The organism is Kribbella sp. CA-293567 (assembly GCF_027627575.1).
Taxonomy (GTDB): domain Bacteria; phylum Actinomycetota; class Actinomycetes; order Propionibacteriales; family Kribbellaceae; genus Kribbella.
On record NZ_CP114065.1, the window covers coordinates 2,768,132 to 2,787,641 of the forward strand.

Sequence of the window (19,510 nt, forward strand, 5' to 3'; positions counted from 1 at the left end):
TTCCAAGACTGGGAGGTAAAGGACCATTGGGTAGGTGATCGGTGCGCTATCGGAATAGTGAGCCCCTTGGCTCCTCGACGCCTCGCGTACGTCAGCACGTGGGCGCAGCCTTCCGAGTGCTACTACATAGAGTTAGAACTGGCAGATCACCTCCCCGATGAGTACAAGGTTGTCGCCAGTATGGAGAGTTGTTGTTTGAAGGATGCGATCACCGCCGTTCTCCATCATCTGACGGGGGATGTCGGAGGAGTTCGGTGAGTGGCGCGGGCTCGGTCGTCAGTCTCACCTGCTGAGGAGTCACAAAGTGACCGCTTTGAGGTCTGCCAAGTCCGACCGGTGGATCCAATCGACCTTAGTGCTCTCATCGCTGGTGTAGAACACCCGGCCTCAGCAACGCCTATATCAAGAAGGTTCTGAAGAAAATCGGCACCGAGCCCCACGTGTTCAAGATGGAGCACGTGGACAAGACAGTGATAGCTCGTTTCGACATCAAGGTCGGCGCAGGGCGCGAGTTCTTCCTCGTCAACAAGAATGGGAAAATTGTGGTGCCGACTGGAGTCTTCCCGGATGAGTTGTGATGATTCGCGCTGAGTTAGCGGTGGAAAGCACGGCGCTCTCATCGAGTCAGTTGACCGCCGCCATCGGGCGTGCGCCAGACTCCGGGCGCACAGTCGGTAGCCGAGTCAGATTCAACCCGCCCGAACCCACAGGTCGTCTTTCTGGGTGCTGAACCTCACGTGGGACGAGCTCGTGCACGGGGAGCTGAGGGAATCTCCGGCGCAGTCACTGCGCTGGGGGATGAGTTCGGCGACCGTCTCGCTGGCTCGGGCTGAGGCTGAGGCTGAGGCCAGCATCGCGGTGGACCAATACGTCGGAGCAGAGTGAATAGGGCTGCGGCGGTCATTGGTAGTCGCTGAGGGGCACTGCATCAAAAGCCTTTGTTCAGTAAGATCAGTCGATCTGAATTGAGCCGTCTTCGCTGAGGTGGCGGACTGGAGTCTCTTCGGCAAGCTCGGTGGTCGTAGCCGGGTAAGACAGTTGCCTAGCTCTTTTTAGCCGCCTAGGAGCCGTCGGAAGTGGTTCAGGCTCCGCCGACGGCTGCGAACCACCCATAGCGGCATCGAGCCAGCCGTCATGCTCCGCGACCAGCGGCTCCACCACGGCGGCGTCGGCGTCAGCCGGGATGAGGACCACCCACGGGTGGTCCTCATCGTCGTCTTCGCCCTGGAACCGGTCTCGCCGCACCTCGCCGTGCAGTAGCTCGGCCACCGTGTCGGCGTCCTCGCGCTCGAAGAAGTACGCCACCAGTTCCTCGCTCATACCCGAACCGTACGATTCCTCCATGAGCATCGGCACCTTCCCCTGGTTGAAGGGGCATGGCACGGAGAACGATTTCGTGCTGCTGCCCGACCCCGACGGGAGCGTGCACGAGGAACTCGACGAAGAGTTGGTCCGCTTCCTGTGCGACCGCCATGCCGGGCTGGGCGCGGACGGTGTGCTGCGGGTGATCGAGGGGTCGAAGCAGTCGTACGTCGAGGACGGTGGCGACTGGTTCATGGACTACCGCAACGCCGATGGCTCGATCGCCGAGATGTGCGGCAACGGCGTCCGGGTGTTCGTCCGGTACCTCGTGGAGGCCGGTCTGGCCGGCGGCAAGCCGGTGCGGGTCGGGACTCGGGCCGGCGTCAAGGAAGTCGTGGTCAACGACGACGGGACCATCACCGTCGACATGGGCGAGCCGGTGCTTCCCGGACCGGCCGGCATCGTCGTGGACGCGAACGGGCACCAGTGGCCGGCCCTGCACGTCGACATGGGCAACCCGCACGCGGTGGCCTTCGTGGATTCGCTCGCCGAGCCGGGCAACCTGTGCGACCAGCCCGGCTGGTCACCCGCCGACGCCTTCCCGCGCGGCGTGAACATCGAGTTCGTGGTCCGCAAGGGCCCGAACGAGGTCGCCATGCGGGTGCACGAGCGCGGCGCGGGGGAGACCCGCTCCTGTGGGACCGGCACCTGTGCCGTCGCGGTGGCAGCGGCCCGGGCCGCTCGCCAGAGTCTGCCGGTCACGTATCGCGTCGGCGTACCGGGTGGGGCGGTGACGGTCACGTGGCGCGAGGACAACCATCTGGAGCTCACCGGGCCGGCCGTGATCCACGCTCGCGGGGAGTTCGATCGCTCCTGGTTGCCCGCCTGAACGGGAATTCGGTACGCCGCGGGGTCGTTGGAACAGTAATCGGGTCGCCTGTCCGGGTGAGCCGTGCCACGATGGAAGGTATATGACGACCCATTCGAACGCATACGACGAGCCCGCCGACGTCGACCTCGACCTGACCCAGGACGACGTGCTCGACGACGAGGAGACTGACTCGTCGTCGGGTTACGGACGCGACTATTCCGCCGAGGAGAGCACCGAAGGCCTCGAGCTGGAGGAACGCCAGGCGCTGCGGCGCGTGGTCGGGATGTCCACCGAGCTGACCGACATCAGCGAGGTCGAGTACCGCAAGCTGCTGCTGGAGCGCGTGCTGCTGGTCGGTGTGTGGACCGACGGCAGTGCCGAGGACGCCGAGAACTCGCTGGCCGAGCTGAAGCTGCTCGCCGAGACCGCGGGGTCGGAGGTGCTCGACGGCGTGATCCAGCGGCGCAAGAAGCCCGACCCGGCCACCTACATCGGTAGCGGCAAGGTGTCCGATCTGCGCAACCTGGTCGCCGCTCTGGGCGCCGACACGGTGATCGCCGACGGTGAGCTCGCGCCGGCCCAGCTGAGGAACCTGGAAGACAAGCTGAAGGTCAAGGTGGTCGACCGGACCGCGCTGATCCTCGACATCTTCGCCCAGCACGCGAAGAGCAAGGAAGGCAAGGCCCAGGTCGAGCTGGCCCAGCTGCAGTACATGAAGCAGCGCCTGCGTGGCTGGGGTGGAAACCTGTCCCGCCAGGCCGGTGGCCGGGTCGGTGCGGCCGGTGGCGGTATCGGTGGCCGTGGTCCTGGTGAGACCAAGATCGAGACCGACCGGCGCCGGATCAACACCAAGATCGCCAAGCTGCGGCGTGAGCTGAAGGACCTGAAGGGCACCCGCTCGACGATGCGCCAGGAGCGTCGCCGGCACTCGATCCCGTCGGTCGCGATCGCGGGCTACACCAACGCGGGCAAGTCCTCCCTGCTCAACAACATGACGAACGCCGGCGTCCTGGTCGAGAACGCGCTGTTCGCGACCCTGGACCCGACCACCCGGCGGACGACCACGTCCGACGGCCGGGTCTACACCTTCACCGACACCGTCGGGTTCGTCCGGCACCTGCCGCACGACATCGTCGAGGCGTTCCGCTCGACGCTGGAGGAGGTGGCCGACGCGGACCTGCTGCTGCACGTGGTGGACGGTTCGCACCCGGACCCGGTCTCCCAGATCAACGCGGTCCGCGAGGTGCTCAGCGAGATCGGTGCCTCCGACGTCCCGGAGATCATCGTGATCAACAAGAGCGACCTGGCCGATCCGCTGGCGCTGGCTCCGATCCTGCACCGGGAGACCGGCGCGATCGTGGTCTCCGCGCACACCGGCGACGGGATCGACAAGCTGCGCGCCCTGGTCGAGGCTTCGCTGCCGAGCCCGGACGTCGCGGTGGAGCTGCTGCTGCCCTACGACCGCGGCGACCTGGTCTCCCGGATCCACTCCGAGGGCGCGGTCGACCAGCTCGAGCACACGGCCGACGGCACCAGGCTGACCGCCCGGGTGCACGCCGACCTGGCCGGCGACCTGACGCAGTACGCCGTCATCGCCTGACCCGCGAAGCTCGCAGTACAGCACCGAGCAACGCGGTAGAGCACCAAGCACGCGGTACAGAACGGACCAGCGGCCCCCGGGAAACCTCCCGGGGGCCGCTGGTTTGCCGTGCGGTGATCACTTGCGGGTGGAGATCCGCACCTTGACCGTGTTCTTGTCCCGCGAGGTGACCCGGATGTTGACGCCGTTGTTCGGCACCTTCACACCGGCCTGCGGCTGCTGCGCGTACCAGTAGGTCAGTCCGTCGTTGAACAGCGGCTGACCGTCCTGACCGCGGATGTAGCTGGGCTGACCGTTCAGGTGCAGAGTGAACGAGTCGGCCTTCTCGAGCCCGAAGGGTGCGTCGTATCCGCCGACCCGCGGACGCCAGATGCCACCGTCGAGACGGTTGATCGGGGTCGGGTGCGAGTCGATCGGCAGGATGAGGCCCTCACCGGGGTGCTGGTTGGTGTTGTTGTTGTTCTGCGAGGTGTCCCAGTACCAGATCAGCAGGCCGTCCTGGTACGGGAAGTGCTCCACCTTGTCGGGCGCCGTGCTGGCCCAGCCGAAGTTGTACGGCCCGGTCTTCAGGTGCTCGTCGTAGGAGACGTAGTTGATGTGCGAGGCGATGTAGTAGTTGTCGTACGCCGTGGTCAGCGTCGACCCGACCGAGCTGAAGCCGTTCAGCGTCCAGCCCTCCGGCGTTGCCTCCGCACCCGAAGCCAGCACCGTGGTGGCGCCGTTGGTCACCAAGATGTCGTCGGCGTAGAAGCCGAAGCCACCCGTGTTCGCGTCGGTGGTGTAGCGGAACTGCAGGCCGATCGTCTTGCCGGCGTAGGCCGACAGGTCGAAGGTGGCCGGCTTCCAGCCGTTGGAGTTGCCGTCGATGCCGTTGCCCTCGGCCGGGTTGGTGATGTTGCCGGCGATCGGCTTGAAGCCGGTGCCGTCGTTCACCTCGACGTAGGCGTAGTCGCAGGCGGTGGTGTCACAGTCCTCGATCTGCCAGTTCGCCTGGAAGGTCAGGGAGGTGGTGCCGGCCGGAACAGCGACCTGGCGGTTCATCGTCCGGGTGAAGTTGTCGCCCCGGCCGCTCCACCAGCTCTTCGCGCCGACTGCCGGCGGCTCGAGCGGCGAGGTGACGTTCTTCTTCGGCAGCGTCACGACGACGGCCTGCGGCTGCTTGGTGTTGTACTCGTGCGGGCCGAGCTCGAGCTTGCGCTCCTGACCGGCAGCGACGATCTCGTAGTCCAGCCAGCCGAGCTGCAGCTTGTCCCACGCGCCGAGGTCGGCAGCCTGCTCGCCGATCCCGCCGTCAGAGGGCTTGCCGACCCGGCTCTGGGCCATGATCGTCCACCAGTTCACGCCGTTCTCGATGGCGGGACCGGAGGTGTCGTAGTGGTCCGGCAGACCGAGGTCGTGGCCGAACTCGTGGGCGAAGACGCTGATGCCGCCGTTCTCCGGCTGGATCGTGTAGTCGCCGACCCACAGGCCGGTGTCGCCGATCTGCGCGCCACCGATCGGGTTGTTGGCCGGGCCGCCCGGGAATCCGGCGTACCAGCGGTGCGACCAGATGGCGTCCTCACCCTGGATCGGGTCACCATCGGCCTGGTCGCCACCGGAGTGGACGATCTGGAAGTGGTCGATGAAGCCGTCGGGCTCGTTGAAGTTGCCGTCACCGTCGAAGTCGTAGCGGTCCCAGACGTCGAACGACGCCAGGTCGGCCTTGATCTGCGCGGTGGTGCGGCCGGCGGCCTTCTGGTCCGTGACCCACTGGTTGACCGAGTCCGCGACCAGGTTCCAGGTGTTGTTGCAGACGTTGCCCGCACACGGCTTGCCGTTGGACCGGCCGTACCGGGCCTCGTTGTACTTGACCTTGACCCAGTCGGTGACCAGACCGTCGACGCTGTACCGGCCCGAGGACTGCTTCTCGTAGTACTTCTTCACGGAGTTGCCGCTACCGAAGTACATGTCCTGGAAGTGCTGGCGGTTGTAGTCGGCCTGCCAGACGGTGGAGTTGTCCACCGAGCGGTCCGGCTCGGGGATCGCGTTGTGCAGCGGTCCCTCGTAGGTGGTCGGACCGGGGATGGTCGCGTTGATGTCCTCGTCGGGGAAGCTCGGGTGCCGCTCGTTGCCGAACTCGGCGAGGACGACGAAGATCTTGTCGGTCTTCTCGCGGCTCAGCTCGACGTACTCGTCGACCTTGACCTTCTTGCCGGCGGCGCTCTTCTGGCCCTTCGCGAAGCCGGCGGTCTTGGTCTTGGTGCCGAGCTTCACCACCGTGCTGGCGCCGCGCTTCTCCGCCTTGGCCGTGCCGTTGAGGACCTTCGTCAGCGCCTGCTCGCGCAGGTCACGGCGCTTCTCCTCGAGCGGGTTGGGCAGCTCGTCCGACGTCGATGCGGGCTCACTGGCGGCCGGTGCCCCACCGGCGGCCTGGGGCTGAGCGGCGTTACCGGCTGAGGCCATGCTCAAGCCGAACGTCGTCGCCAGAGCCAGGCTGAACAGCCCGGCAGATACTTTGCGCACGATTCCCTCCCTGTACTGAAAAGCACGTCGCGCTTGGTGACGCAACGTGTTCATGGCTCCCCCGAGCGTGGTACTTCTGCGCGACAGTACGGGGAAATGCGGCATTGCTGAAGTGGTTCCGGAAAAATTTCCGTGCAACAGCGGGGAATCATGCGTGTACGCAATAGGTAAGACCACTCGCTCCACTGGAGTAGGGCCACGCAGGGTCGCGACCGGCCGAATTGGCACACTGTCCGCCATGGAAGCCTCGCGCGCCGACGCCGGCCGCTCCCGTGGCGACGCGGTGGACCTGATGCTGCCGCTGTGGCGCGCGCTGGTGGTCTTCCGGGTGATCACCTGGATATTCGCCTGTTTCGGTGTCTGGACCCGTTGGGACGGTATTCACCGGCCGTCCGGCGCGGTCATTCAGCTGGCCGTGATGGGACTTTGGACCATTGTCGCGTCGATCGGTTACAGCAGGCATTGGGGCCGTCGCAATACGCGACTGGCTTTTGCCGATCTGATCGTCACTGTGGGTTGTATGTTCCTCACGCTCCTGGCTCAGCCGCTGCTCGACATCCGCGCCGGTGCGTCCGTGCTGACGTCGGTCTGGGCCGCCGGACCGGTGCTGGCACTGGCGATCTCTCGTGGCCGTGACGGTGGTCTGCTCGGTGCGGCGACGATCAGCCTCGCTCTGCTGTCGCTGCGCGGCGTCGACAACGCGGCCAAGATCCTGAGCAACGTCCAGTTGCTGCTCGTCGCCGGCCTGGTCGTCGGGTACGCCGCCAGCACGATGCGCAAGGCGACCTCGAGACTGCGCGCCGCCATCGCCGCCGAGAGCGCGACCGCCGAGCGACTCAGGCTCAGCCGGTCCATCCACGACGGCGTGCTCCAGGTGCTCGCCCAGGTGCAGCGCCGTGGCAACGCTATCGGCGGCGAGGCGGTCGAGCTGGCCTCGCTGGCCGCCGAGCAGGAGGTGGCCCTGCGAACCCTGATGGCCACCCGGCCGGTCACCGGCGACCGCGGCCGGATCGACCTCTGCATGTTGCTCCTGCCGCTGGCAACCACTCGCGTGGACGTCGTCGTACCGGCGGACCAGGTGTTGTTGCCTACGGAGAAGGCGACCGAACTGGTGGCGGTCATCAAAGAGGCGTTGAGCAACGTCGGCAAGCACGCCGGTCCGGACGCTCAGGCGTGGGTGGTGGTCGAGGACCTCGGTACCGAGGTGTTGCTGTCGATCCGCGACGATGGGGTCGGGACGACGGTGGACCGGCTGGCCGGGGAGCGGTCCGACGGCCACCTCGGCGTCAGCCAGTCGATCCGCGGCCGGATCACCGATCTGGGCGGCAGTGTGACAGTGCGGACCGCCCCGGGCGAAGGCACCGAGTGGGAGATGAAGGTGGGAACGGGATGACGCGGGTGATGATCGTCGACGACCACCCGATGTGGCGCGAAGGCGTCGCGCGGGATCTCGGCAGTCGCGGGTACGACGTCTGCGCGACCGCCTCCGACGTGGGCGGCGCGATCAGGATCGCCCTGGCGACCCGGCCGGACGTGGTGGTGATGGACCTCCAGCTCGGCGAGGGTTCCGGCGTCGACGCGACCAGGGAGATCACCGCAGCGCTGCCGGACACTCGGGTGCTGGTGCTGTCGGCCAGCGCCGAGCAGGCCGACGTACTGGCTGCTGTGAAGAACGGTGCCTCGGGCTATCTGGTGAAGTCGGCGTCGCTGGAGGAGTTCGACGACGCGGTACGGCGTACCGCCGAGGGCGACGCCGTCTTCAGTGCCGGACTCGCCGGCTTGCTGCTGGGGGAGTACAGGCGGCTCGGTGCCGGGCCAGAGGTGCCGCAGCTGACTGAGCGAGAGACTGAAGTACTACGCCTGGTGGCACGCGGGCTGACTGCCCGGCAGATCGCCACGAGGCTGGTGCTGTCGCATCGGACCGTCGAGAACCACGTACAGAACACACTGCGGAAGCTGCAGCTCCACAACCGGGCCGAGCTCGTCCGCTACGCGATAGAGCACGGCATCGACGAAGGCGAGCACTAACCACGCGTACGCCGTACCGGCTGGGGCGGAGCCGGTACGGCGTACTCAGGTGCGGACTAGAGGCCGTTGCTGAACAGCAGGCGGTTCACCGTGCCGCCAGTGCCGCCGCCGGAGACCTTGTTCGGGGTCGCGGCGTTCTCGATGTAGGACTTGACCGTGGCCGGAGTGGCCGACGGGCTGGTCTGCAGGTAGAGCGCGGCTACGCCGGCCACGTGCGGGGTGGCCATCGAGGTGCCGTTGTTCGAGCCGCTGCTGCCGCCCGGCAGGGTGGACACGATCGCCGAACCCGGTGCGTACACGTCGACACAGGCTCCCGTGCTCGAGTACGACGCCCGCGCGTCGGTGCTGGTGCTCGCAGCCACCACCAGCGCGGTGGAGATCCGCCGCGGCAGCCGGTCGCACGAGTTGGCGCCGGTGTTGCCCGCGGAGGCGGCCAGGAAGACGCCGGAGTTGATCATCGCGCGCAGCGAGTTCTCCAGCGTGGTGTTCGGGCTGAAGTTCCACGACGCGTTCGCGACCGCGGGCTTCACCGCGTTCCGGGTGACCCAGTCGACGGCCGCGATGGCCGACGAGGCGGTTCCGCCGCCGCTGCAGTTGAGCCACTTCACCCCGTGCAGCCGGACGTTCTTGGCCACGCCGTACGAGGTGGAGCCGATGGTGCCGGCGACGTGGGTGCCGTGGCCGTTGCAGTCGGTGTTGTTGGCGTCGATGCCGTTGAAGTCGAAGCTGGCCCGGCCGCCGAAGTTCGGGTGGGTCGGGTCGACGCCGGAATCGATGATGTAGGCGTGCACCCCGGTGCCGGTACGGGTGTAGGTGAAGGACTTCGACAGCGGCAGGTTGCGCTGGTCGATCCGGTCGATGCCCCACGACGGCGGGTTCGTCTGGGTGGCGTCGAGCGCCTGGTACAGCACGTCCTGCGAGATGGCCACCACGTCCGGGCTCTTCTGCAGGGTGGCGAGCTGGGCGGCGGTGAGCTTGGCGCTGAAGCCGGTCACGGCGGTGCTGAACTCACGCTGCGGGGTGACCCCGAGCGACCTCTTCAGCTTGCCGAGCTGGCTGCCCTTCTTCAGCTCGACGATGTAGGTGTCCTTGATCGCTGTCGCGCCGGGCTCGGCAGCCGCCGGCTGGACCAGGATGATCCGGTCGCCGGGGTCCGGAGCGGGAGCGGCGCTGGCGGTGCTCAGAGCGGTAGTCAAGGCGATCGCTGGCACGATGGCGGCGGCCAGGGTCAGGCGGATGCTTCGACGCACGGTTCCTCCTCAAGGAACTATCACCCACCGGGGCGGAGGGGTGATCACACTCGGTCCGTGAGTGACTACGGAGCGAGTGGATGAGAAGTTAGGGCCTGTCGCCTGACAGGTCAATCACTTCTGCTGCGCGGTGATGCCATGGCACTGGGCTGACAGAGCCGCGCCGCCGTCGCACCCCCCGGGGATGACCGCCGACTTGCGCCCGTTCGTAGACTGTGCGTTCCACGCCCAGTGGAATGCTCTGTGTCACGACACCCACACCGTGGGTGCCCACTCTTCGGAGGCTCTTGGTGAACCGGTCGTCCCTGGTCCGCGCGCTGTTCGCGTTCCTCGTTTTCGCGGCGTCGACGTACGTCGTCCTGACGGCCAAGCCCGAACTCGGGCTCGACCTGCGCGGCGGTACCCAGATCGTCCTGGAGGCGAGCGACTCGCCGACGGTGAAGGCGAACAAGGAGACCACCGACAAGTCGCTGGAGGTACTGCGCCGCCGGATCGACGCCCTCGGCGTCAGTGAGCCGAGCGTGACCCGGCAGGGTGAGAAGCGGATCATCGTCGAACTGCCCGGCGTGCAGGACCCGCGCGAGGCGGCCAAGGTGATCGGCAAGACCGCCCAGCTGTCCTTCCACCAGGTGCTCGACCTGGTCGAGGCCAAGCCGGCCAAGCCCGCGGCGGGCGAGCTCTACCTGAAGAACGACAACGGGCCCGGGTTCCTCCGGCTGGCCAAGCTCGCGATGACCGGCGAGAAGATCAGCGGCGCGGACGGCCTGATCGACCCGCAGCAGGCCGCGCAGGGCTGGTTCGTCCAGATGGACTTCAAGGACGACGGCGGCAAGATCTGGGCGAACATCACCGGCAAGGCCGCCTGCGAGCCGGTCAACACCCCGAAGCGCCAGGTCGCGATCGTCCTCGACAACGAGGTGATCAGCGCCCCGCAGGTGGACCCGAACGGCGGCACCCAGCTCTGCAACATCGGCATCGTCGGTGGCCAGAGCACGATCACCGGCTCCTTCACCGAGGCACAGGCCAAGGATCTGGCCGCGCTGATCGAGGGCGGCGCGCTGCCGGTCCCGGTCCAGGTCATCGACCAGCGCGTCGTCGGTCCGTCGCTGGGCAAGGACGCGATCCAGGCGAGCGCGATGGCCGGCCTGATCGGCGTCGCGCTGACCGCGCTGTTCATCACCATCGTCTACCGGCTGGTCGGCCTGATGGCCGTGATCGGCCTGATCGCCTACGCCGGCATGTCGTACGCCGTACTGACGCTGCTGGGCGCCACCTTGACCCTGCCCGGTCTGGCCGGCTTCGTGCTCGCCATCGGCATGGCGGTCGACGCCAACGTGCTGGTCTTCGAGCGAGCCCGCGAGGACTACATCGGCGGGCGCACCGACGGGCTGGGGAGATCTCTGCGCAGCGGTTTCCAGAACGCGCTCTCCGCGATCGCCGACTCCAACATCACCACGCTGCTCGCGGCCGGACTGCTGTTCTTCCTGGCCGCCGGACCGGTCCGGGGCTTCGGTGTGACGCTGAGCATCGGTGTGGTGGCCTCGATGCTGTCCGCCCTCGTCATCACCCGGGTGCTGGCCGAGTTCTTCGTCTCCCGCAAGTTCGTCATGAAGCGGCCCGCGCTGAGCGGTATCGCCGGCCACGGCCGGGTGCGGACCTGGCTGGAGGCGAAGAAGCCGCCGCTGATGAAGCACAGCCGCCGCTGGCTGGTCATCACGGCTGCCGCGATCGTCATCAGCCTCGCCGGAATCGGTATCCGCGGGCTGAACCTCGGCATCGAGTTCACCGGCGGCCGGTTGCTCGAGGTGAGCACGGCCCAGCAGATCACCCCGGACCAGGCCCGCGCCGCGGTGGCCGAGGCCGGCTACCCCAACGCCGTGGTCCAGTCCTCCGGTGCCGACGACATCACCGTCCGGACCGGCACCATCACCGACGACGAGACCGAGAAGATCCGCGAGTCGATCTCCCGGATCGGCGGCGGCACCGAACTGATCCGCAACGAGAGCATCGGCCCGTCGCTGGGCAGCGAACTGCGGAACAAGGCGCTGATCGCGCTCGGTGTCGCCCTGCTGGCGCAGTTGGCGTACCTGGCGATCCGGTTCCGCTGGACCTTCGGCGCCGGCGCCGTCCTGGCCCTGCTGCAGAACGTGGCCGTCGTGATCGGTGTCTTCGCCTGGACCGGCAAACCGGTCGACGGCATCTTCCTGGCCGCGATGCTGACCATCATCGGTTACACGGTCAACGACTCGGTCGTCGTCTTCGACCGGATCCGGGAGACCCGCAACGCGCGGGCCACCGACGCGCTGGGTCCGGTGATCGACACCGCGATCATCAACGTGCTGCCGCGGACGATCAACACCGGTATCAGCACGCTGTTCATCCTGACCGCGTTGCTGTTCCTCGGCGGCGACTCGCTCAGCGACTTCGCGCTCGCGCTACTGATCGGCATCCTGGTCGGCACCTACTCCTCCAACCTGACCGCGGCGCCGCTGCTGGTCGAGCTGGAGAAGCGGTACCCGGCCCCGCCGCCTCGGCCCAAGGCCAAGCAGCGTGACCGCGACGCCGAACCGGACCGCGGCGCCGTCGTCTGACCCGCACTGCCCCCGGCCATCACGATGGCCGGGGGCAGTTCTGCGTTCACCGGAGGTTCGTCCACAGGCCGGCCGGTCGGGCTTCGGTGAATGTCCGTGGCTGCGGCTAGGGTGATGCGGTGGGTGTCGAAGTGCGGGAACTCCTGGAGGCCGCGGTCTCCGGAATCGGTGGGCAAACGCGCCCGGGCCAGGTCGAGATGGCCGAAGCGGTGAACGGATCCATGCACGACGGATCCCACCTCCTGGTGCAGGCAGGGACGGGGACCGGCAAGTCGCTCGGCTATCTGGTGCCCGCGCTGATCCACGCGGTGGAGAACCGCCGGGTGGTCGTCTCGACGGCGACGCTGACGCTTCAGTCGCAGCTGGTCGACCGGGATGTGCCGGCCTTGCTCGACGCGACCGAGAAGCTGCTGCCGCGCCGCCCGTCGTACGCGATCCAGAAGGGCCGCAACAACTACGCCTGCCTGCACCGCATCCGAGAGGGCGCGCCTGACGAGGACGGCATGCTGATCGACATGCCGCCGGCCGGGCCGGTCGGCCAGCAGGTGCTCGAGCTGCGGGACTGGGCCGAGCAGCAACTGCTCGACGGCGAGGCCGGCGACCGCGATCACGCGCCCACCCATCAGTACCAGGCCTGGCAGCAGGTCGCGATCGCCGCCCGTGAGTGCCTCGGCGCCCAGAAGTGCCCCTACGGCGAGGAGTGTTTCGCCGAGAAGGCCAAGGAGCAGGCGCGCAAGGCCGACATCGTGATCACCAACCACGCCCTGCTCTCGATCGACGCCTTCGAGAACCGCACGGTGCTGCCCGAGCACGACGTGGTGATCGTGGACGAGGCGCACGAACTGCCGGCCCGGGTCACCGGTGCCGCCGGTGACGAGCTGTCCCCGCAGATGGTGGAGCGGGCCGCCAAGCGCGCCCGCCGGTTCGTCGACGACGACAACGCCGACGACCTGATCGACGCGTCCGACGCACTCCGGGCGGCGCTCGACGAGACCCGTGAGGGCCGGATCGAGGCGGCCAACGGCGTCGTGCTGGAGGCAGCAGGGCTGGTCCGCGACGCGGCCCGCGGGGTGCTGTCGGACCTGACCAAGAAGTCCGACGACAAGGACGACGATCCCGACGGCGCCAAGCGGCAGTCCAAGGGCGCGGTCAAGGAGATCTTCGACGTCGCCGAGCGGGTTGCGGCACTGAACGATCTGGACGTCGTCTGGCTGGTCGACCGCGACCGGTTCGGCCGCGAGCTGCGGATCGCACCGCTCACCGTCGCCGGATTGCTGCGCGAGCTGGTGCTGAAGGACCGCACCGTCGTGCTGACCTCCGCGACGCTGACCCTCGGCGGTGACTTCGACGCGATCGCCCGGCAGGTCGGGCTCCGCCCCGCCGACAAGCTGGAGATCTCCGACGAGGTGCCCGAAGTGGCCACCCCCGAGTCGGAGACCGCTCCGCTGCCGTGGCGTGGCCTCGACGTCGGCTCGCCTTTCGAGTACGAGAAGCAAGGCATCCTGTACGTCGCCAAGCACCTGCCGCCGCCGCATCGCGACGGGCTGGGCAAACCGCAGTTCGACGAGATCATCGACCTGATCCTCGCCGCGGGGGGGCGGACGCTCGGATTGTTCTCGTCGCGCCGCGCGGCGGAGGCCGCGACGGCGGCGGTTCGCGAGGCGACCGAGCTGAAGGTGCTCTGCCAGGGGGACGCGCAGCTGGGGGAGCTGTCCCGGGAGTTCGTCGAGGACCCCGAGACCTCGCTGTTCGGCACGCTGTCGCTGTGGCAGGGCATCGACGTACCGGGCTCGACCTGCAATCTGGTGATCATCGACCGGGTGCCTTTCCCGCGACCCGACGAGCCGCTGATGGCGGCCCGGCAGCGCGCCGTCGACGAGGCGGGCGGCAACGGCTTCATGGCGGTCGCCGCGACCCACGCCGCCTTGCTGCTCGCGCAGGGCACCGGCCGGCTGATCCGCCGGACCTCCGACAAGGGCGTCGTCGCGATCCTCGATCCGCGCATCGTCACGGCTCGGTACGGCGGCTACCTGCGCGCCTCCTTGCCACCGATGTGGCCGACAGCCGATCGTGAGAAGGTGCTCGGCGCCCTGAAGAGACTCCAGGACTAGGACGTGTCACTCGATTCCCTGCGTGCTGCGCGGCACTCGGCACGGCACCTCGGCGCACTGGAGCAAAGACCACGATGGAAGAACATCGAGGCCTTCGCTCCAGCACGCCGAGCTACCGCGCCGAGCACCTGCTCGCGACTGCAGGGAATCGAGTGACACGTCCTGCCCGGATGCCCGGGACGGAGCCGCCTGTGCTGCCGATGATGGCAGCGCTCGGCACGATGCCGTCCGGGCCGGGCTGGTCCTACGAGCTCAAGTGGGACGGCATCCGGGTGATCGCGGAGGTCGACGAGAGCGGCTGCCGGTTGTGGTCACGCAACAGCCGGGACGTGTCGGGTGGCTATCCCGAGCTGCTCGGGCTCGCGACGGCGCCAGGGCTGGAACTTCCCGCGGTACTGGACGGCGAGATCGTCACCCTCGACGAGTCCGGCGCACCGTCGTTCGGGTTGCTGCAACGCCGGATGCACGTTCGCGATCCACGCCAGCTGGCCCAGCTGATCAACCAGGTGCCGGTCTCGGTCCGGGTCTTCGACGTCCTCCGGTACGCCGGCCGCTCGTTGCTAGAGGCAACGTACGACGACCGCCGGGCGCTGCTCGACTCGCTCGACCTCGGTGACCCGTTCTGGGAGGTGCCGCCGGCGTACGCCGACAGCGACGAGGCGCTCGAGTTGTCCGTTTCGCAAGGCCTGGAAGGCGTCGTCGCCAAACGCCGCAAGTCGCGGTACCTGCCGGGCAAACGCAGCTCGGACTGGGTCAAGATCAAACCGGTCATCACCCGCGACGTGATCCTCTGCGGCTGGCACCCCGGCGAAGGCAACCGCCAGGGCAAGATCGGTTCCCTGTACTGCGGTGCCTACGCCGAGCCCGGGGGCGAGTTGGTGATGGTCGGCAAGGTCGGTTCCGGGCTCGACTTCGCGATGCTGGAGGTGCTGGGTGCCGAGCTCGCAGCTCTCGAGATCGACACCCCGCCGTTCGACGCCGCCGGCATCCCGGCCGGTGACCGCCGGGCCGCACACTGGCTCGACCCGCTGTTGGTTGCCGAGGTCACCTATTCCGGCTGGGCCGCCGACGGACGCCTTCGTCATCCGGTCTTCCGGGGCCTCCGGTTCGACATCGATCCGTCCTCGGTCCTGCGTTAGCGGCCGACGTCCGACCGCTTGGCAGCAAGCAGGATCTTGTATCCCTCCGCGTAGGTGATCGTGCCGGCCTGCACCAGTTGCGCGCTCTTGGTTCCGACAGCGGTGACGTAAGCCTGATGGCTCGGCCAGTTGGCCTCTGCATCCGGCAGATCATCGATCAGCGTGCAGCCGTAGCGCACGTGGCGGTTCACCACCGAGCTGTCGATGTTGCCGGTCCACACCGTCGGCCGCAGATCCGAGCGGGGACAGGGATCGACCGGGGGAGTGTAGGAAGCCAGGTTGGTCTGGTTGGTGTAACCGTCGGGCCGGAGCAGCATGTAGTAGAGGCCGGTCGGTGCCTGAGTCAGCCGGTAGAGGCCGCGATCGCGCAGTACGGTGTTGGCGCCTGACAGGCTGTCGATCATGAACAGGCGACCGCCGGCAACGGAGTACAGGTAGCCGTCGCGCCACGACATCGCTCCGTCCGCGGCGCCGGTTCTGGCGTTGAAGACGGGGATGCGGCGGATGACTTCTCCGGTCGTCGGGTCGGCCACGAAGACCGTGCCGTCGGCCAGACCCCACACGTTGCCGTCGGAGCCAAGACTCAACTCGGTGATGCTGATCGCGCCCGGCACCGGTACGACGTCCTTGGTCACCGCGCCGGTGGCCGGATCGACCTTGACCAGGTGAGCCTCTGTCGCCCGGGGCTCCGTGCCCTGCCCGCTCTCGATGCTCGAGCCGGCCCAGACAGCCGACCCGACCGGCAGCACCGACGCGATGGTCTGGTCGGCCACGATGTTGCGATGGACGGCCACGGTGCCGGTCGAGATCGTGTAGACGGTGAGCGCTCCGCCGTACTCGCCGTACGCGGGAGTGGTGCCGAGGTAGACGCGGTCACCGGCGGGAACGACCGAGACCGGACGGTTCTGCAGGTCGCTGTCGACCAGGCTGAAGAGGACCCGTGGATTGGTCGGGCTCTCCGGCTGGTTGGGATCCCAGGCAGACAGCCGGCCGTACGGATAGATGCCGACGTAGAGCTTGCTGGCCGCGTCCCAGGACCAGCCCTCGACCTGGCCTTGCCGGGCGGTCGCAGTGGTCCGGGCGGTGACCGGGTCGTAGCTGGCGGTCGAGCCGTTGAGGAACGCGTTGACCAGGATCTTGCCGGTCACCGGATCCGCGATCGTGTGCATCAACGGCGCGCCGACGTACTTGAAGGGCGACGTCCACTGCTCCAGTACACCGGTCTGCGGGTTGTAGCGCCAGGTTCCACCGGAGTAGTTCCCGCCCAGGCCGTAGAGCATCGGCTGCCGGTTGTCGGTGATCCAGCCGTACCCGATCGCGGCGCCTCTGGTGATCCGGACGCCGGATGCCACTGGGCCGACTGTGTTGGTCTCCAGGTCGTAGCGGATGAGGGCGGTGTTGAAGGTGAAGTAGACGCCGCCGGGACCGGCGTTCGAGACACCGCGGGCACCGATCGGGTAGTCGGTGACCTGGTTACCGGTCTCCGCGTCGGTGAAGCTGAGTTGCTGGTTGGTCACCGCGTCGATGACGATCAGGCGCAGGCTGGCGTTGCCGAAGACCCGGCCGTCCGCGTAGTCGAGATCCTGGAAGTCCTTGGCCGTCAGCCCTGGGGGAGTGATGTCCAGTTTGGCGCCGGTGGTCAGATCGATCCGGATCAGCTTGGCCGCCGGCGTGGCGAGGCCGGCGAAGAGCACGTTGTGGTCAGGGTCGTAGACGGCGGCCCGGACGTACTGCTGGACCGGGTCCAGCGAGCCGTAGTCGGTGAACTCGTTGGTCACCGGGTCGTACTTGAACGCGTGCGCGTTCGGGTACGTGCCGGCATAGACGGCACCGTCGCGTCCGGCGGTCAGGCCGTACATCGACGACTCGCCGCGGACCGGCTGACCGAGGTCGGTGACCGTGCCCGTCTCGGGGCGATAGCGGTAGAGATGGGCGTTGGCGTAGGAGCCGACGTACACGCTGCCGTCGGTCGCGACGGTGATCGCCCACGCTCCGGCCGCTCCGGGCAGCGGGATGGCGCGGAGCAACTGGCGGCTGTGGACGTCCACGACGTTGAGCTGGGCGTTCTCACCGGCCGGCACGGCGTAGACGACATCGCGGCCGTCGGGTTCTCGGCCGAAAGCGCCCTCCATCACCGTCAACGAGGTGAGAGGAGCGCCAAGGTCTTTGATGACTTCGGGTGCGGCGGACAGCGGCGGCCTGATGGGGTGCTCGAGCACCTCTGACAATGGCCCGGGCAGCGGGTCGGCGGCCTGGGCGGCGATTGGGGCGGCGAATGTGAGGACAGCCAGCATGGCGAGGAGTTCGACGGCACGCTGGAGCGAACGACGGCGCGGAATCATGGCGGTTCTCCCTGCGACGGTTCATTCGACGGTATATCGGTCATGGCCGAAACGTCTACAGGTCAGTACGCCTGATTCGGGCGGGACCGTAAGGTCTCTACCCGGGTCGTCAGGTGGCGAAAAATGGCTTTGCACTGCGACGAGAGCTGACTCACTGTCGCAGGCACAGAAAAGGCATCGATTCCAGACGTGGTCCGGAATCGATGCCAGCTACCGCGAGCGGTGAATCAGTCGCCTGAGTCGCGCCGGCTCGGCGCCGGCACCGCGAGGGCGGCCTCGATCTTGTCCGCGAGCTTCTCGGGAGTGTTCGTCGGCGCGTACCGGGCGATCACCCCGCCGTCGCGGCCGATCAGGAACTTGGTGAAGTTCCATTTGATCCGGCCGCCGAGCAGGCCGCCCTGTTCGCGCTTCAGCCAGTTGTAGAGCTCGGGCGTCTTGGAGCCGTTCACGTCGATCTTGGCGAACATCGGGAACGTGACGTGGTAGATCGTCGAACAGAAGTTCGCGATCTCGTTCTCGTCGCCGGGCTCCTGGTGGCCGAACTGGTCGCAGGGAAAACCGAGCACCGCGAAGCCTTGTTTGCGGTACGTCTTGTAGAGCTTCTGGAGTCCGCTGTACTGCGGCGTCTGGCTACATTGCGAAGCCGTGTTCACCACCAGAAGCACCTGGTCACGGAAGTCGGCAAGAGACTGTTCATTGCCTTCGATCCGGGTGGCGCTGAAGTCATAGACAGTCGTCATATCTCAATCCTGACATGACACGCGCGACTCCGCGCGCCGTCTGAGATGTCAGACACGCCGCAGAACTGTTACGACCTTTCCGAGGATGACCGCGTTCTTGCCGTCGATCGGCTCGAACGCCGGGTTGTGCGGCATCAGCAGAATCTCGGTCGCGGTCTTCTTGAACGTCTTCACGGTCGCCTCGCCGTCGATCATGGCAGCGACGATGTCACCGTTCTCCGCGGTCTGCTCCTGGCGCACGACCACCCAGTCGCCGTCGCAGATGGCCGCCTCGATCATCGACTCACCCTTGACCTTGAGCATGAACAGGGTGCCTTCCCCGACCATTGCCTTGGGCAACGGGAAGACCTCCTCGATGTCCTGCTCCGCCAGGATCGGGTTACCGGCGGCGATCTGGCCGACCACCGGCACGTAGACCGCGGCCGGGTGCGCGTCGCCGGCTCCGGTCTCGTCGTACGACGTCTGCCGGACCGAGCCGATCGACCCCCGGCGGGCGACGTCGGCGACCTCGTTGGGGTAGCGGACCTCGATCGCGCGCGGCCGGTTCGGGTCGCGGCGCAGCAGACCCTTCTGCTCCAGCACCTTCAGTTGGTGCGACACCGACGAGGAGCTGGTCAGGCCGACCTTCTCGCCGATCTCGCGCATCGAGGGCGGGTAGCCACGGCTGTCGACGGAGTCCCGGATCACGTCGAGCACCCGGCGTTGCCGCGGAGTCAGACCGGTGGCGTCGGCGGGGCCGTCGGGCAGCTCGGAGACGGTCTTGGCGGCCTTGCCTGCAGGCCCCGCGGTACTGCGATCGTCCTTGCTGGAACCGCTCGGCGTCCTGGCCATGGTCAGGCTTCTCCTCGGGTCGGGCCGGTCAATCGGGCACCGGCCAGGCTTTGTCGACTGAGAAGACCGTAGACCGAATCCTGAGATTCTTCAAACATCTGTTCGAAGGCGTGTCGGTTCGCACGTTTGTTCGCGTGTCAGGTTATAGAGCCCCGATCGGCCGGGAATTTTCCCGGCGTGTCCTGGTTGGAAATGGTTGCGTG

13 protein-coding genes are annotated in these 19,510 nt (G+C 67.4%); 7 read left to right on the plus strand and 6 right to left on the minus strand.

Annotation, left to right across the window (positions count from 1 at the left end; genetic code table 11):
- Positions 1–951: 951 nt before the first annotated feature.
- The gene (locus OX958_RS13295) at positions 952–1,320 is read right to left on the minus strand and encodes a hypothetical protein (RefSeq protein WP_270137630.1); all 369 of its coding nucleotides are present in this window, start codon (positions 1,318–1,320) and stop codon (positions 952–954) included.
- Between the two features lie 22 nt (positions 1,321–1,342).
- Between OX958_RS13295 and dapF the strand changes: the two genes are divergently transcribed.
- Positions 1,343–2,191 carry a diaminopimelate epimerase gene (gene dapF, locus OX958_RS13300; RefSeq protein ID WP_442913269.1) on the plus strand — a complete coding sequence of 283 codons (849 nt, stop codon included), beginning with the start codon at positions 1,343–1,345 and terminating at the stop codon, positions 2,189–2,191.
- Positions 2,192–2,273: 82 nt separating this feature from the next.
- A complete protein-coding gene (gene hflX / locus OX958_RS13305; RefSeq protein ID WP_270137631.1) occupies positions 2,274–3,773 on the plus strand; it encodes a GTPase HflX in 1,500 nt (499 codons plus the stop codon).
- A gap of 117 nt (positions 3,774–3,890) precedes the next feature.
- On the opposite strand, the gene OX958_RS13310 is transcribed toward hflX, so the two are convergent.
- Complete coding sequence (locus tag OX958_RS13310; RefSeq protein WP_270137632.1) at positions 3,891–6,275, minus strand: immune inhibitor A domain-containing protein; 2,385 nt, start codon at positions 6,273–6,275, stop codon at positions 3,891–3,893.
- 238 nt (positions 6,276–6,513) lie between these two features.
- Here OX958_RS13310 and macS point away from each other — a divergent pair, with 238 nt between their 5' ends.
- Together macS and OX958_RS13320 are read left to right on the plus strand one after the other, a co-directional pair.
- Complete coding sequence (gene macS, locus OX958_RS13315) at positions 6,514–7,668, plus strand: MacS family sensor histidine kinase (protein WP_270137633.1); 1,155 nt, start codon at positions 6,514–6,516, stop codon at positions 7,666–7,668.
- Positions 7,665–8,303: a response regulator gene (locus OX958_RS13320; RefSeq protein ID WP_270137634.1), complete on the plus strand. Its 639-nt coding sequence runs from the start codon at positions 7,665–7,667 to the stop codon at positions 8,301–8,303. The genes macS and OX958_RS13320 overlap by 4 nt, the downstream gene beginning before the upstream one ends.
- Positions 8,304–8,359: 56 nt before the next feature.
- Here OX958_RS13320 and OX958_RS13325 read toward each other — a convergent pair whose 3' ends face one another.
- Positions 8,360–9,553, minus strand: a complete 1,194-nt coding sequence (locus tag OX958_RS13325) for a S8 family peptidase (RefSeq protein WP_270137635.1) — start codon at positions 9,551–9,553, stop codon at positions 8,360–8,362.
- 290 nt (positions 9,554–9,843) lie between these two features.
- Here OX958_RS13325 and secD point away from each other — a divergent pair, with 290 nt between their 5' ends.
- From secD to ligD, 3 genes are all read left to right on the plus strand, one after another.
- The gene (secD, locus tag OX958_RS13330) at positions 9,844–12,144 is read left to right on the plus strand and encodes a protein translocase subunit SecD (RefSeq protein ID WP_270137637.1); all 2,301 of its coding nucleotides are present in this window, start codon (positions 9,844–9,846) and stop codon (positions 12,142–12,144) included.
- A 131-nt stretch (positions 12,145–12,275) separates the two neighbouring features.
- A complete protein-coding gene (locus OX958_RS13335; RefSeq protein WP_270139055.1) occupies positions 12,276–14,255 on the plus strand; it encodes an ATP-dependent DNA helicase in 1,980 nt (659 codons plus the stop codon).
- A gap of 170 nt (positions 14,256–14,425) precedes the next feature.
- A complete protein-coding gene (gene ligD, locus OX958_RS13340) occupies positions 14,426–15,394 on the plus strand; it encodes a non-homologous end-joining DNA ligase (RefSeq protein WP_270137638.1) in 969 nt (322 codons plus the stop codon).
- Here the strand turns inward: ligD and OX958_RS13345 are convergent.
- From OX958_RS13345 to lexA, 3 genes are all read right to left on the minus strand, one after another.
- Positions 15,391–17,736 carry a hypothetical protein gene (locus tag OX958_RS13345; protein WP_270137639.1) on the minus strand — a complete coding sequence of 782 codons (2,346 nt, stop codon included), beginning with the start codon at positions 17,734–17,736 and terminating at the stop codon, positions 15,391–15,393. The genes ligD and OX958_RS13345 overlap by 4 nt on opposite strands.
- A 227-nt stretch (positions 17,737–17,963) precedes the next feature.
- Positions 17,964–18,476 (minus strand): glutathione peroxidase, encoded by a 513-nt coding sequence (locus OX958_RS13350; protein ID WP_270137640.1) that lies wholly within the window; start codon positions 18,474–18,476, stop codon positions 17,964–17,966.
- Positions 18,477–18,524: 48 nt separating this feature from the next.
- Positions 18,525–19,307: a transcriptional repressor LexA gene (gene lexA / locus OX958_RS13355; protein ID WP_270137641.1), complete on the minus strand. Its 783-nt coding sequence runs from the start codon at positions 19,305–19,307 to the stop codon at positions 18,525–18,527.
- Between the last annotated feature and the right edge of the window lie 203 nt (positions 19,308–19,510).

Coding starts and splice junctions, on each gene's coding strand:
- OX958_RS13320 (WP_270137634.1), top strand. CDS start 7,665: ATGACGCGGGTGATGATCGTCGACGACCACCCGATGTGGCGCGAAGGC.
- macS (WP_270137633.1), top strand. CDS start 6,514: ATGGAAGCCTCGCGCGCCGACGCCGGCCGCTCCCGTGGCGACGCGGTG.
- hflX (WP_270137631.1), top strand. CDS start 2,274: ATGACGACCCATTCGAACGCATACGACGAGCCCGCCGACGTCGACCTC.
- dapF (WP_442913269.1), top strand. CDS start 1,343: ATGAGCATCGGCACCTTCCCCTGGTTGAAGGGGCATGGCACGGAGAAC.
- OX958_RS13295 (WP_270137630.1), bottom strand. CDS start 1,320: ATGAGCGAGGAACTGGTGGCGTACTTCTTCGAGCGCGAGGACGCCGAC.
- ligD (WP_270137638.1), top strand. CDS start 14,426: ATGCCCGGGACGGAGCCGCCTGTGCTGCCGATGATGGCAGCGCTCGGC.
- OX958_RS13350 (WP_270137640.1), bottom strand. CDS start 18,476: ATGACGACTGTCTATGACTTCAGCGCCACCCGGATCGAAGGCAATGAA.
- OX958_RS13345 (WP_270137639.1), bottom strand. CDS start 17,736: ATGATTCCGCGCCGTCGTTCGCTCCAGCGTGCCGTCGAACTCCTCGCC.
- lexA (WP_270137641.1), bottom strand. CDS start 19,307: ATGGCCAGGACGCCGAGCGGTTCCAGCAAGGACGATCGCAGTACCGCG.